Source organism: Xanthomonas sp. NCPPB 1062 (assembly GCF_041481705.2).
GTDB classification, from domain to species: Bacteria; Pseudomonadota; Gammaproteobacteria; order Xanthomonadales; family Xanthomonadaceae; genus Xanthomonas; species Xanthomonas euvesicatoria.
On record NZ_CM192987.1, the window covers coordinates 1,814,558 to 1,828,915 of the forward strand.

The following is a 14,358-nucleotide window of genomic DNA, read 5'->3' on the forward strand; positions in this document are numbered from 1 at the left end:
ACATGTTGAGCCTGCGGGGCGTGTTGGCGGTGGCGTTGCTGCTGGTGCTGTGGGCGATCTTGGCGATGCCGTTGTTGTGGATCTTCACCAGGATCGCCGCGCGTCTGCGCAAAAGGCCGCGACATTCGCCCTGGGTGGTCGTGGGCTTTGCTGCCGCGATCACGTTGCTGGTCGCGCCGGTGCCGACGCCTTTCGTCAGCGTGTTCATGCCGCACGCCATCGCGCTGCTGGATCGCCGCTATTACCTGCACATCCTGCAAGGCCCGCCGCTACTGCACGAGCTGCTGTTGTGGAACGCCGGCTCGATGGCGCTGACCTTCGTCATCAGCTATCTGTGGATCCGCCGCACGCTGCGCGCACCGGAGCCTGATGGATTGGATCGCTAGGAACTTAAAGCCCCTCTCCTGCGGGAGAGGGGGTGGGGTGCGGGTACGGGGCGAAGCCCTCGTGCAGCCGGACAACGCCAGGCGTCGCTCGCATCCTCATCCACCCCTTCGGAGCACCTTCTCCCCCATGAAGGAGGACAATGTCCCCAGGGAGAAGGATCTACCACTCAGTGCTGAGTGCTCAACGCTTGGCTTTCCCGAATGCCTCGCGGAAGCGCAGCATTTCCGCTTCGGTCCCCACGCTGACGCGCACGCGCTTGGGCCAGATCGGCCAGCTGCGGCCGACGATGACGCCCTGCTTTTGCATCGAATCGGCGAACACGCTCGCATCGCGTTTGACGTCCAGCAGGAAGCAGTTGGCTTGCGAGGGCAGGCAGGTGTAGCCCTTGCCCTTGAGCCAGGCGATGGTCTCCTCGCGCACGCGGGCGTTCTCGGCGCGGCGGGTCTGCACCAGCAGCGGGTCGCGCAGGCTGGCGATACCGGCGGCCATTGCCGGAACCGACACCGGGTTGCTGCCGAAAGCGGCAAGTTTGGTCTGCAGGCCGGGCGGGGCCAGGGCGGCGCCCAGGCGCAGGCCGGCCATGCCGTAGAGCTTGGAGAAGCTGCGCAGCACGATCAGATCCTGGCGCTGACGCACCAGATCGGCCACCGAGGGCTCGTTGCTGTAGTGGATGTACGCCTCGTCGACCACCAGCACGGCGCTGGCCGGTTTGTTGGCCAGCAACCATTCGATGTCGGCGCGCGGGGTGATGGCGCCGGTGGCGTTGCCGGGGTTGCACAGATACAGCATGCCGGCAGTCGGGTCGGCCTTGGCCATCGCCTTGACGTCATGCGCGCCATCGGCACGCAGCGGCACCTTGCGTACGGCCACGCCGCGGGCGGTGGCGCTTTCGATCAACGGGTCGAAGCTCGGGTCGGCCACCACCAGCCCTGCACGCGCGGACGTGAACAGGCTGCCGGCACGGTTCAGCGCGTCCCGCGACCCGGGGAATAACGACAGATGATCGTTGGGCAGCTGCAGCTCGCCGGTCATCAGGTTACGCAGATCCTGCTCCATCTCGAGCAGGTAGCGGCCCGAGCGTGCCAGCGAACGGGTGGCAGCGTCCAAGGCGGCCGGGGCAGGCCCGAGCGGATGCTCGTTGAGGTTGAGGTAGACCGTGCCGGCCGCCGCGGCCACGCCCGGCGTTGCCGGCGCCGCGGCGCGCTTGCGGGCCGCTTCGGCTGCGGGTGCCAGCCCCAGTGCGGAAACCGCCACGCCGGTGGTAGCGAGGCTGAGAAACGAACGGCGCGAGACGGGCAACGACACGGCGAACTCCATAGGCGGCGGGCAAAGAGGGCGCCACGCTAGCGGGTTTGTGTCTATCTGCCTATCGGGGAATTGCCATAAAACTGTTCGACGCATGCTTGCAGGCGTTGGACGGCAGAGACAGGTGGCGTGACGGTGGCTGGCTGTAATGGCCGTGCTCCTGCCGGGCCCGTTGTCCAGCCCGGATGCGAATGGGTGCTGGCGCCCGGTGCGCATCGACGCAAACGACTTCATCCATCGCAGGCATCGCTCAATCATCGCGAACGGCACCCACACCGCTGACCTTGGCATCGGCATGGCCCGTTAGAATAGGCGGCCCAGAGCCAGCCTTGCGATCGTATGACTGCCAGCCCGGATCCCGCTCAGCGCATCGATGCCCTGCGCCGTCGCATCGAAGACGCCAACTACCGGTATCACGTGCTCGACGAGCCGCAGATGGCCGACGCCGATTACGACAAGTTGATGCGCGAGCTGGAGGCCTTGGAGCGCGCGCACCCGGAATTGGCCAGTGCCGATTCGCCAACCCAGCGCGTCGGCCATCTGGCCGCCTCGCGATTTGCCGAAGTGCGGCATGCCTTGCCGATGCTGTCGTTGGGCAATGCGTTCAGCGAGGAGGAAGTGACCGAGTTCGTGCGGCGCATCAGCGAGCGGCTGGAGGTCAAGCAACCGCTGTTTTCGGCCGAACCCAAGCTCGATGGCCTGGCGATCAGCCTGCGCTACGAGAATGGCGAGTTCGTGCAGGGCGCCACGCGCGGCGATGGCGCCACCGGCGAGGATGTCAGCGCCAACCTGCGCACCGTCAAGGCGATTCCATTGCGGCTGCGCGGCGAGGGCTGGCCGCAGGTGCTGGAAGTGCGCGGCGAGGTCTATATGCCGCGCGCCGCGTTCGAAGCCTACAACGCACAGATGCGTGCGCAGGGCGGCAAGGTGCTGGCCAACCCGCGCAATGGCGCGGCCGGCTCGCTGCGCCAGCTGGATGCGCGCATCACCGCGCAGCGCCCGCTGAGCTTCTTTGCCTACGGCGTCGGCGAAGTGAGCGAAGGCGCATTGCCGCAGACCCATTCGGCGATCCTGGCGCAACTGCGTGCGTGGGGCTTTCCGGTCAGCGCGCTGGTCGAGGTGGTGCAGGGCAGCGATGGTCTGCTGGCGTATTACCAGCGCATCGGTGCCGCACGCGATGGGCTGGCCTTCGATATCGATGGCGTGGTGTACAAGCTCGACGATCTGGCCGGGCAACGGGAAATGGGCTTCGTCTCGCGCGCGCCGCGTTGGGCGATTGCGCACAAGTTCCCCGCACAGGAGCAGTCCACCACGGTCGAGGCGATCGAGATCCAGATCGGCCGCACCGGTGCGGCCACGCCGGTGGCGCGCCTGAAGCCGGTGCATGTGGCCGGGGTGATCGTCACCAATGCCACGCTGCACAATGCCGACCAGATCGCGCGGCTGGATGTGCGCGTGGGCGACACGGTGATCGTGCGCCGCGCCGGGGACGTCATTCCTGAAGTGGCCGCTGTGGTGGCCGACCAGCGCCCGCCCGGTACCCAGGCCTGGCAGATGCCGACGCAATGCCCGGTGTGCGGTTCGCAGATCGTGCGCGAAGAAGGTCAGGCGGTCTGGCGCTGTTCCGGCGAGTTGACCTGCCCGGCGCAGCGCAAGGAGGCGTTCCGGCATTTTGTCTCGCGGCGCGCGATGGATGTGGACGGCCTGGGCGAAAAATTCATCGAAGTGCTGGTCGACAGTGGCCTGGTGAAAGGCGTGGCCGACCTGTATCTGCTAAGCGTGGATCAGCTGCTGCAATTGCGCCTGATCAGCACGGCCGAGAGTCCGCACGCGTTCTTGCGCGAGGCGCGCGAGCATCTGGCCAGCGGCGCATATGCGCAGCTGGAAACCAGCGTGGTCGGCATCGGCGTGGACCTGGCGGGCGAGCGCGACGTGCCGCAGACCTGGCAGGCCGATCTGCTGCGCGCAGGCTTGCCGCGCTTCGACTGGAACCGCAAGAAGATCGCCACCAAGTGGGCGGAGAATCTGATCGAGGCGATCGAAACATCGCGCGACACCACGCTGGAGCGTTTCCTGTTTGCGCTGGGTATCGAGCATGTGGGCGAAAGCACGGCCAAGGCGTTGTCGGCCTGGTTCGGCGACCTGGAATTGATCCGGCATCTGCCGTGGCCGCTGTTCAAACGCGTGCCGGACATCGGCGGCGAAGTGGCGCGTTCGCTTGGGCACTTCTTCGATCAGGCCGGCAATCAGCAGGCCATCGATGACCTGCTGCAGCGTGGCGTGCGCATCGGCGATACGCATCCACCTTCGCCCAAGCTGCGCGAGGCGCTGAGTTTTGCCAGCGTGTTGGAAGACATGGACATTCCCAAGGTGACGCCGGTGCGTGCGCAGCAGCTTGCCGCGGCGGTGGATTCGTTCGCTGCGTTGCGCACGGCCGGTGCCGATGCCTTGCAGCAAGCCGGCGTTCCGGCACCCGTGGTGGCCGCGTTGCTGCAATGGCTGGATCGCCCCGAAAACACTGCGCTCGCGAATGCGGCGCAGCAGGCGATGGAAACCGTGCTGGCGCGTCTGCCCCAAGCCGATGCGCTGCAGACCGGCCCGCTCGATGGCCAGACCGTGGTCATCACCGGGACCCTGGCTGCGCTGACACGCGATGCGGCCAAGCAGCGGCTCGAAGCATTGGGCGCCAAGGTCGCCGGTAGCGTCTCCAAGAAGACGGCATTTCTGGTGGCCGGCGAAGAAGCCGGTTCCAAGCTCGACAAGGCGCAGTCGCTGGGCGTGGAGATCTGGGACGAAGCGCGTCTGCTGGCCTTCCTGGGCGACCACGGCCAACAGCCGTGAGCACGGCGCAGTTGGATCTGGCCGCGCTGCAGTTGCGGGCGCGGCTCAACGCCACGATCCGCGACTTCTTCGCCGAACGCGGCGTGCTGGAAGTGGAAACGCCGGTGCTTTCGGAGGCCGGCAATACAGAACCGAATATCGAAAGTTTCAGTACGCGCTTCACCGGCCATGTCGATGCCGGCGCGCCGCTGCGCTGGTTGCGTACCTCGCCGGAGTATCCGCTCAAACGCCTGCTTGCCGCCGGCCTGGGCGATTGCTACGAACTGGGACGGGTGTTTCGCAACGGCGAAGCCGGTGGCCGTCACAACCCCGAGTTCAGCATGCTCGAATGGTATCGGGTGGGCTGGAACGATCGCAGCCTGGCGCAGGAGACGATCGAACTGGTGCGTCGCGCGCTGGCGCTGGTCGGACGCCAGGCGAGGGTGCAGGTGCTGACGTATCGCGCGCTCTTTGTGCAGGCGCTGGGCATCGACCCATTGTGCGACCCGATCGAAACGCTACGCGCTGCCTTGCATGACGTGGCGATCGATCCTGTGGGTCTGACCCGCGACGATTGGCTGGACCTGCTGATGACCCATCGCATCCAGCCGGGCTTTGCCGCCGACACTCTGACGGTGGTGCACGATTGGCCGGCCAGTCAGTGTGCGTTGGCGCGGATCCGCCACGACGACCCGCCGGTCGCCGAGCGCTTCGAGCTGTATCTGGGCAGTTTCGAGGTGGCCAATGGCTATCACGAACTGAACGATGCGCAGGAGCAGCGTGCGCGCTTCGTGCGCGACAACGCCTTGCGTGCGGCACGTGGATTGCCGCAGCTGCCGCTGGACGAGCGCCTGCTGGCGGTGTTGTCGCAGTTGCCTAACTGCGCCGGTGTGGCGGTGGGCGTGGATCGCCTGTTGATGGCCTTGCGCGGCACGACGCAGATCGCCGACGTGCTGGCGTTCGACTTCGCCCGCGCCTGAGTCATCTGGCTGTCATCGGCGCCGTATTGCTATCTTCACATCGATGATGCTCTCATCTTCACGTCCACGGGGGCGCGACGAAGATCGTTCGGGGTGAGGATTGTCGGCATGAAGTGGCTGGTCAGCTTATGCGGTTTGTGGTGCTTGCCGCTGCTGCTGCTCGCCGATGCGCGCGCGTCCGACCGCGCAGCCGGCGTGGTGCGCTGCGAGTCCAAGGACCTGGCGCGCGTGCACTGCGCGATGGACACCGCCCAAGGCGTGCAACTGGTGCGCCAGCTCTCCGAAACCAGCTGCATCCGCGGTAGCGAATGGGATGTCGAACGCGACGGCGTGTGGGTCGAACAAGGCTGCCGCGCCGAATTCGCAGCGACCCGTGCGAAGACCGCAACCGTGATGCGCCGCGTGGTGCGCTGCGATTCCAACGGCGGCACGGTGGCCTGCCCGGTGGTGCTGCGGGGCGCGCCGGTGCGGCTGCTGCGGCAACGCTCGATGTGGCCATGCAAGGAAGGGCGCACCTGGGGCGTTCGCCGCAACGAAATCTGGGTCTCGCGTGGATGCGACGGCGAATTCGAAGTGGGCGCAGAAGATGGCTCCGGCTTCGTCGCGGTGCCGCGCATGGTTACCTGCGAATCGAAGAAAAGCGCGCGGCGCACCTGCGGGGTGTCGGTGGAACGTGCGGTGCGCCTGGGCCGGCAGATGTCCAAAACGCCCTGCGTGGAAGGCCAGACCTGGGGCTGGAGCCGCGACGGGGTGTGGGTGAACGACGGCTGCCGCGCCGAGTTCATCGTCGACTGAGAGCGGCCAACACGACATCGCGCGCAGTCGTCATGCGGGTCGGGACGACGCGCCGTCAGCGCAGGTGTACGAGTGGTACCTGCCGATTCCGGGCACCGGCCGCGGCCGCCTGCCGGCTGCGCAGTGGGTTTGTTCGCCGCGCCAAGGCCGCGCGGTCGTGCAACGGCGCAGGCGCTGCGCGCGCCTTACAATGGGCGCATGAACGACAGCGCCCATATCGATTACGCCCGCTACGACCACATCCGGCCACTGCTGTGGACCGGCGATGCCCTTGAGTTGCTCGACCAACGCAAGCTGCCCTTCGAGGTGGCGCATGTGCGTTGCGACAGCAGCGACGCGGTGGCCGAGGCGATCCATTCCCTGGCCGTGCGCGGTGCGCCGGCGATCGGCATCGCGGCAGGTTGGGGCGTGGTGCTGGCCGCGCGCGACATCGCTGCCGACGACGGCAGCGCTGCGCTGCAGAAGCTGGAGCCGGCGCTGCTGCGGCTCAACGCGGCGCGTCCGACTGCCGTCAACCTGGCCTGGGCGCTGATGCGCATGCGCCGCGTACTGGGCGCGGCCGGCGCCGACTGGCGCGAGGTGATCGCGCGCGAGGCGCAGGCCATCGCCGATGAAGACCTGGCCGCCAACCGCCACATGGGCGCGCTTGGCGCCGCGTTGATCGCACCTGGCAGCGGCGTGCTCACCCATTGCAACACCGGCTCGCTGGCCACCGCCGGCTTTGGCACCGCACTGGGCGTGATCCGCGCCGGCATGGCGCAACAGCGCATTGCCAAGGTGTTCGCCGGAGAGACCCGGCCGTGGCTGCAGGGCGCACGCCTGACCGTGTGGGAGCTGCAGCAGGACGGTATCGACGCCACCCTGATCGCCGATTCGGCGGCCTCGCATCTGATGAAATCCGGACTGGTGCAGTGGGTGATCGTCGGCGCCGATCGCATCTGCGCCAATGGTGATACCGCCAACAAGATCGGCACCTACCAGCTGGCCATCGCCGCCCGCCACCACGGGGTCAAATTCATGGTGGTGGCGCCGTCGTCCACGGTGGATATGGCAACGGCCAGCGGGGACCAGATCGAGATCGAGCAACGCGATCCCGGCGAGTTGTTCGGCGTGGGCGGGGTCAGGACGGTGGCCGATGGCATCCATGCCTGGAACCCGGTTTTCGACGTCACTCCGGGCGATCTGATCGACGCAATCGTCACCGAACGCGGCGTGATCGCGCAGCCGGACCTGGCGCGGATGCAGGCCGCCTTCGGCGCCTGAGCCCGGGGCCGGCCGCCCGGCTTCCAACGCCGCCCAAACTCCCTGCAAGTGCTTGTTTCTGGCTGGTAAAGCGGAGGCGTCGGGATGCCCTGCCGTGGTACAATCCGGCGCTTGAATCGATCGGCGGGAGCGTGGGGTCGGCAGCCTGATGCAAGGGCGCTCCCGACGCGGCTTTCCGGCTCGCCCGCCACCTCACATACGGAACCCGAATGGCAGAAACCGCCAAGGAAATCATCCAGGTCAACCTGGAAGACGAGATGCGCAAGAGCTACCTCGATTACGCGATGAGCGTGATCGTGGGCCGCGCACTCCCCGATGCCCGTGATGGCCTCAAGCCTGTGCACCGGCGCGTGCTGTACGCGATGCACGAGCTGGGCGCACACAGCAACAAGGCCTACTTCAAGTCGGCGCGTATCGTCGGCGACGTCATCGGTAAATACCATCCGCACGGCGACCAGTCGGTGTACGACACGCTGGTGCGCATGGCGCAGCCGTTCTCGCTGCGCTACATGATGGTCGACGGTCAGGGTAACTTCGGTTCGGTCGACGGCGACTCCGCTGCGGCAATGCGTTACACCGAGTCGCGCATGTCGCGGCTGGCGCATGAGCTGATGGCCGACATCGACAAGGAAACCGTCGATTTCCAGCCCAATTACGACGAAAAGGAACAGGAACCGACGGTCATGCCGACCCGGTTCCCGAGCCTGCTGGTCAATGGCTCGGCCGGTATCGCGGTGGGCATGGCCACCAATATCCCGCCGCATAACCTGACCGAGGCGATCAACGCCTGCATCGCGCTGATCGACACGCCCGAGCTGGATGTCGAAGGCCTGATGGAATACATCCCCGGCCCGGATTTCCCCACCGCCGGCATCATCAACGGCACCGCCGGCATCGCGGCCGGCTACCGCACCGGCCGTGGCCGTGTGCGCATCCGCGCCAAGGCCGATGTGGAAGTGGCCGACAACGGTCGCGAGGCGATCGTCGTCACCGAGATCCCGTACCAGGTCAACAAGGCGCGGCTGATCGAGAAGATCGCCGAGCTGGTCAAGGAAAAGAAGCTCGAAGGCATCAGCGAGTTGCGCGATGAGTCCGACAAGGACGGCATGCGCATCTACATCGAAGTCAAGCGCGGCGAATCTGCCGAGGTTGTGCTCAACAACCTGTACCAGCAGACCCAGATGGAGGCGGTGTTCGGCATCAACATGGTGGCGCTGATCGACGGCCGCCCGCAGTTGATGAACCTCAAGCAGATGCTGGAGGCGTTCATCCGCCACCGCCGCGAGGTGGTCACCCGTCGCACCATTTTCGAACTGCGCAAGGCGCGTGCGCGTGCGCACGTGCTGGAAGGCCTGACCGTTGCGTTGGCCAACATCGATGAAATGATCGAGTTGATCAAGACCTCGGCCAACCCGCAGGAAGCGCGCGAGCGCATGCTGGCCAAGACCTGGCAACCGGGCCTGGTGGGCGCGCTGTTGGGCGCCGCCGGCGCCGAAGCCTCCAAGCCGGAAGATCTGCCGCCGGGCGTGGGCCTGATCCAGGGCTTCTACCAGCTCAGCGAAGTGCAGGCCTCGCAGATCCTGGAAATGCGTCTGCATCGCCTCACTGGTTTGGAACAGGAAAAGCTGACCGACGAGTACAAGCAGTTGCTCGGCGTCATCGAAGGCCTGATCCGCATCCTGGAAAACCCGGACGTGCTGCTGCAGGTGATCCGCGACGAGCTGATCAATATCCGCGAGGAATACGGCGACGAGCGCCGCACCGAAATCCGTCACAGCGAAGAAGATCTGGACATCCTGGATCTGATCGCGCCGGAGGACGTGGTGGTGACGTTGTCGCATGCCGGTTATGCCAAGCGCCAGCCGGTGAGCGCGTACCGCGCGCAGCGCCGCGGCGGCCGTGGCCGCTCTGCCGCAGCGACCAAGGAAGAAGATTTCATCGACCAGCTGTGGCTGGTGAACACGCACGACACGCTGCTGACTTTCACCAGCAGCGGCAAGGTGTTCTGGCTGCCGGTGCACCAGTTGCCGGAAGCCGGCTCCAATGCGCGTGGCAGGCCGATCATCAACTGGATTCCGCTGGAAGCCGGCGAGCGCGTGCAGGCGGTGCTGCCGGTGCGCGAATACGCCGACAACCGCTACGTGTTCTTCGCCACACGCAACGGCACGGTCAAGAAGACGCCGTTGAGCGAATTCGCCTTCCGTCTGGCGCGCGGCAAGATCGCCATCAACCTGGACGAGGGTGATGCGCTGGTCGGGGTGGCCTTGACCGATGGCGACCGCGACGTGTTGCTGTTCGCTTCCAACGGCAAGACCGTGCGCTTTGGCGAATCCACCGTGCGTTCGATGGGCCGTACCGCCACCGGTGTGCGCGGTATTCGTCTGACCAAGGGCGAGGAAGTGGTCAGCCTGATCGTGGCCGAGCGTGCTGGCGGTGTCGAAGAAGAGATCGAAGGCGAGGAGGTCGATGACGTGGTGGAAGCCACCGATGGCGGCGAGTCTGCCGTGATCGAGGTCGCCGACGACGGCAATGTGGCCTACATCCTGACGGCCACCGAGAACGGCTACGGCAAGCGCACCCCGCTGACCGAGTACCCGCGCAAGGGGCGTGGCACCCAGGGCGTGATCGGCATCCAGACCACCGAGCGCAACGGCAAGCTGGTGCGTGCAGTGCTGCTGGGCGCCACCGACGAAGTGCTGTTGATTTCAGATGGCGGCACGCTGGTGCGCACGCGTGGTTCGGAGATCTCGCGCGTTGGCCGTAATACGCAGGGCGTCACGCTGATCCGCTTGTCCAAGGGCGAAAAGTTGCAGGCGGTGGAACGCCTGGACGCGTCGCTGGATGAAGTGGATGAGGTGGTGGACGAAGCAGGCGCAAGTGTGAGCGAGGCGCCGCCAACTGACGCATGATCGCAGCGCCAACGCGACGCAGTTGAGCAAAAACGCCGGTGAAAACCGGCGTTTTTTTATGCGCGAAGGTTTGGGGCGCCACGCTTTATGGCGAGTGCTGACATCTGCAACGCAGTGTCTTCATGCGTTCGCCGCAAAGATCGCGGCTCTTTCACTGGCCCGGGTCGAAGGTTGTGGGTGGTGCGGCGGCGTTGCGTCGCCGCTGAGTCGAAGAGGAACAACGGATGACGATTCTGGATCGTCCTTCCGGTCGCGGCCATTGGGCGCTGGCGACCTTGGGAGGCGTGATTGCTTTACTGGGCGCGGTGCTGCTTGCCGGTGGCGTGTGGCTGGCTGCGTTGGGCGGCTCTTGGTATTACGCACCGGCCGGCGCGGCGATGCTGATTGCTGGTGTGCTGCTGTTTCGTGGCCGCAATGCGGGCGCCTGGTGGTTTGCCGGCGTAGTGGCGGTTTCGTTGCTCTGGACGTGGTGGGAATCAGGCAGCGATTACTGGCGCTGGGTGCCGCGTCTGGGCCTGATCGTGGGTCTGGCATTCGTGCTTGCGCTGTTGCTACCGAAACTGCATCGCCCTGTGTCGCGCACGGTATCGCGCAGCCTGGCCGGTGCGCTGGCGATGGTATTTGTGGTGGCGTTCGCATTGGCGTTCATGCCGCATGGCGTGACTGAAGCCGATGGCGCGCTGGCGCATGCGGCAGGCATGCTCGGTGGTCTGGTCAACCGCGACACCTCCGCCCCGGTCGAGGCGTCCGGCGTACAGCCGGCGAATGCACCGGCCGACGGCGATTGGGCCGCATACGGACGCAGCCAGGCCGGCCAGCGCTATTCGCCGCTGCAGCAGATCAATCGCGACAATGTGACGCAGCTGCAGCAAGCCTGGCTTTTCCACACCGGCGATCTGCCGGACAAGCGCTGGGGTGCGGAAACCACGCCGCTGAAGGTGGGCGACAGCCTGTACCTATGTACTGCACGCAACCAGGTGATTGCGCTGGATGCCGCCAGCGGCAAGCAGCGCTGGCGCTACGATCCCAAGGTCAAGGACGAGGCGATTCCGTACACGGCGGCATGCCGTGGCGTCTCGTATTACGAAGTGCCGGCGGCTGCCACCGCTGCGGATGCTGGAGCAACCGCACAGCTGTGCGGCACGCGCGTGATCGAAGGCACGCTCGACGGGCGCTTGATTGCGCTGGACGCACGCAGCGGCACGCCATGCCCGGATTTCGGCAGCAACGGTCAGGTCGACATCACCGTCGGTATGGGCCAGACGCCGCCGGGCTATGTGTCGATCAATTCGCCGCCGGCCATCGTGCGCGGCGTGGTGGTCACCGGGCATCAAGTGCTCGACGGGCAGAAGCGTTACGAGCCCTCCGGTGTGATCGAAGGCTTCGATGCGGTGACCGGCCAGTTGCGCTGGGCCTGGGACATGACGCATCCGGAATGGAACGGCGCACCGCCGCCGGGCCAGAGCTGGACGCGCGGCACGCCCAATATGTGGACCACCGCCGCAGCCGATGAGCAGTTGGGCTATGTCTATCTGCCGATGGGCAATTCCACAGCCGATTACTGGAGCAGCTCGCGCACGCCGCAGGAAAACCGTTACGCGACCTCGCTGGTGGCGCTGGATGTCGCCACCGGCAAGCCGGCATGGAATTTCCAGACCACCCACATCGATGCATGGGACTACGACCTGGGCTCGCAGCCGAGCCTGATCGACTTCCCCAAGGACGGCGTCAACGTGCCGGCGGTGCTGTTGCCGAGCAAGCAGGGCGAGCTGTACGTCCTGGATCGGCGCACCGGCAAGCCGCTGGTGGGCGTGGAAGAGCGTGCGGTGCCAGGCGGTGGCGTGGAGCCGCAGATGCGTGCCAGGACGCAGCCGTTCTCGCTGTATCACACGTTGCGCAAGCCGGATCTGACCGAACGCGACATGTGGGGCATGACCCCGATCGACCAGCTGGTTTGCCGTATCCAGTTCCGCAAGGCCAGCTATAAGGGCATCTACACGCCGCCGGAAGCGGACCGGCATTCGATCGAGTACCCCGGTTACAACGGTGGTTCGGATTGGGGCAGCGTGGCGGTAGATCCGCACCGCGGTGTGATCGTGGCCAATTACAACGACATGCCCAACTACAACCTGCTGGTGCCGCGCGCCAAGGCCGACAAGCTGGGTTGGGCACCGCGCGATGAAGTGCGTGGCGATGCGGGCGGTGCGGAAGGCGCAGGCGACCCGCAGACCGGCACGCCGTATGCAGTCAACGTCAATGCCGGCTGGCGTCTGCCGTTCACCAAGTTGCTGTGCAAGGAGCCACCGTATGGCGGCATCCGCGCCATCGATCTGGCCAGCGGCAAGACGTTGTGGGACCGCCCGTTCGGCAGTGCGCGCGGCAATGGCCCGTTCGGCATCCGTTCCGGCCTGCCGATCGAAATCGGTACACCGAACAATGGTGGCGCGGTGGTGACGGCAAGCGGTTTGATCTTCATTGCCGCAGCCACCGACGACCTGATCCGCGCGATCGATCTGGCCACCGGCAAGGAGCTGTGGCATGCCAAGTTGCCGGCCGGCGGCCAGGCCAACCCGATGGTGTACGAATACGATGGACGCGAGTATCTGGTCATCATGGCCGGCGGGCACCACTTCATGGAGACCCCGGCAGGCGATGCGTTGATCGCCTACGCGTTACCGCAGAAGGCGCAATGATGTCGGAGACGAGCGGGGGCGGCTGCTAAAGACAGGCAGACGCCATGCCACGTGGTTGGTGGCTGGAATCGGTGTGCAATGCAGGCAGACATGCTGATGTCGCCCGTGAGTCGTCCTCCGGCAGCTACGAGGGATCGCACCATTCGTCAGTGACTCAGGACGTTGAAGCACGAAAAAGCGCACCGCAAGCGGTGCGCTTTTTTCTTGAAGCACATCTGGCAAGCGCTCAGCTATCTCGGCAAGACAACGCTAATCTTGCCTAGTGCTTGCCCACATGATGCATCAGGCCGCACGCTTTCCCGATTCCCGATTCCCGATTCCCGATTCCCGATTCCCGATTCCTGAATCACCCAACGTTCGCCGCCACCTCGTCGTCCTGCACCGCATCGCGCACATCCTGCGCCAGCGTCGCCTTGACGATGATCGAGCGGATCGCATCAGTGGCCTCGGACAGCGGCACATCGTTGCTCAGGCGCTGGAAGGTGTCGCGGCTGTTGTAGCCGGAGCCATCCTTCAGGTAGTGCTCGTACATCGATAGCAGATCCTGGCAGGCGGTGATCAGCGCAGCGACATTGCCACGTACCAGCGCATGACCGATCTGATCGAAGCTGTGCAGACAATCGGCAAGCCAGTGCAGGTCGTAGCGCGCGGTGGCAGGCTCGGGTGCGTTGTGGCCGCGGCTGTAGGCGCTGTAGCGACGCAGGCTGCGCGCCACGCGCGCCACATGCGCGAACAGCGTGCCGATCTCGCTGGCGATATCCAGCCGCTGCACCAGCACCATGGGAATCACCTGGCCGGCAGCGGCTGCCTGCTGCTCGGAGGCGTTCTGCTCATGCTGTTCCAGCGATTGCTTGAGCACGGCATAGCTACGCTGCAGCGATTCCAGTTCCAGCGTGGTGGCCGCCGCTCGCGCCTTCAGTTGCGACAGCGCCGCCTGATAGCGGCCAAGGCTGTCCTGCGTACTGGCAAGCTCGCCGGATTCGGCACGCAGCTGGCGGCCACGCACGAATGCCAGCCCGGTCGCGATCAGCGCCCAGAGTGCGAATGCAGGCACCAGGTAGATCAGGATGCCCATGGGGATTCCTCGAAACGTTGCATATCTTGTCGGCCTGCAACGCGCAGACTTGAGGCTGATCCCCGGCGCATGCCCCGATCCGGGACATCGTGCCCAGACACGGCAACTGCATGGTGCCGGCGCACAGCATC

9 protein-coding genes are annotated in these 14,358 nt (G+C 65.8%); 7 read left to right on the plus strand and 2 right to left on the minus strand.

Annotated elements, in window-relative coordinates; all coding sequences use genetic code 11:
- Positions 1–2: 2 nt before the first annotated feature.
- Entirely contained in the window at positions 3–386 is a 384-nt protein-coding gene (locus ACCQ16_RS07990) for a hypothetical protein (RefSeq protein WP_014089859.1), read from the plus strand.
- 181 nt (positions 387–567) lie between these two features.
- Here ACCQ16_RS07990 and ACCQ16_RS07995 read toward each other — a convergent pair whose 3' ends face one another.
- Entirely contained in the window at positions 568–1,692 is a 1,125-nt protein-coding gene (locus ACCQ16_RS07995) for a pyridoxal phosphate-dependent aminotransferase (RefSeq protein ID WP_031422051.1), read from the minus strand.
- A gap of 339 nt (positions 1,693–2,031) precedes the next feature.
- Between ACCQ16_RS07995 and ligA the strand changes: the two genes are divergently transcribed.
- The 6 genes from ligA (at position 2,032) to ACCQ16_RS08025 (ending at position 13,152) form a co-directional block, all read left to right on the plus strand.
- Positions 2,032–4,533 carry an NAD-dependent DNA ligase LigA gene (ligA, locus tag ACCQ16_RS08000; protein WP_218495621.1) on the plus strand — a complete coding sequence of 834 codons (2,502 nt, stop codon included), beginning with the start codon at positions 2,032–2,034 and terminating at the stop codon, positions 4,531–4,533.
- A complete protein-coding gene (gene epmA, locus ACCQ16_RS08005) occupies positions 4,530–5,492 on the plus strand; it encodes an EF-P lysine aminoacylase EpmA (protein ID WP_277572902.1) in 963 nt (320 codons plus the stop codon). Before ligA ends, epmA begins: the two co-directional genes overlap by 4 nt.
- Before the next feature lie 108 nt (positions 5,493–5,600).
- Positions 5,601–6,287, plus strand: a complete 687-nt coding sequence (locus ACCQ16_RS08010; RefSeq protein ID WP_008576270.1) for a DUF3011 domain-containing protein — start codon at positions 5,601–5,603, stop codon at positions 6,285–6,287.
- A gap of 198 nt (positions 6,288–6,485) precedes the next feature.
- Positions 6,486–7,550 carry an S-methyl-5-thioribose-1-phosphate isomerase gene (mtnA, locus tag ACCQ16_RS08015; RefSeq protein WP_011347031.1) on the plus strand — a complete coding sequence of 355 codons (1,065 nt, stop codon included), beginning with the start codon at positions 6,486–6,488 and terminating at the stop codon, positions 7,548–7,550.
- Between the two features lie 209 nt (positions 7,551–7,759).
- Entirely contained in the window at positions 7,760–10,459 is a 2,700-nt protein-coding gene (gyrA, locus tag ACCQ16_RS08020) for a DNA gyrase subunit A (RefSeq protein ID WP_014089864.1), read from the plus strand.
- Between the two features lie 224 nt (positions 10,460–10,683).
- Positions 10,684–13,152, plus strand: a complete 2,469-nt coding sequence (locus tag ACCQ16_RS08025) for a membrane-bound PQQ-dependent dehydrogenase, glucose/quinate/shikimate family (protein ID WP_277572903.1) — start codon at positions 10,684–10,686, stop codon at positions 13,150–13,152.
- Positions 13,153–13,498: 346 nt separating this feature from the next.
- Here the strand turns inward: ACCQ16_RS08025 and ACCQ16_RS08030 are convergent, their stop codons facing one another.
- Complete coding sequence (locus ACCQ16_RS08030; RefSeq protein WP_008576266.1) at positions 13,499–14,227, minus strand: hypothetical protein; 729 nt, start codon at positions 14,225–14,227, stop codon at positions 13,499–13,501.
- Positions 14,228–14,358: the final 131 nt, after the last annotated feature.

What these genes read in the sequence shown, in the direction of transcription:
- gyrA (WP_014089864.1), top strand. Translation starts at nt 7,760, where the DNA reads ATGGCAGAAACCGCCAAGGAAATCATCCAGGTCAACCTGGAAGACGAG.
- mtnA (WP_011347031.1), top strand. Translation starts at nt 6,486, where the DNA reads ATGAACGACAGCGCCCATATCGATTACGCCCGCTACGACCACATCCGG.
- ACCQ16_RS08030 (WP_008576266.1), bottom strand. Translation starts at nt 14,227, where the DNA reads ATGGGCATCCTGATCTACCTGGTGCCTGCATTCGCACTCTGGGCGCTG.
- ligA (WP_218495621.1), top strand. Translation starts at nt 2,032, where the DNA reads ATGACTGCCAGCCCGGATCCCGCTCAGCGCATCGATGCCCTGCGCCGT.
- ACCQ16_RS08010 (WP_008576270.1), top strand. Translation starts at nt 5,601, where the DNA reads ATGAAGTGGCTGGTCAGCTTATGCGGTTTGTGGTGCTTGCCGCTGCTG.
- ACCQ16_RS07990 (WP_014089859.1), top strand. Translation starts at nt 3, where the DNA reads ATGTTGAGCCTGCGGGGCGTGTTGGCGGTGGCGTTGCTGCTGGTGCTG.
- ACCQ16_RS08025 (WP_277572903.1), top strand. Translation starts at nt 10,684, where the DNA reads ATGACGATTCTGGATCGTCCTTCCGGTCGCGGCCATTGGGCGCTGGCG.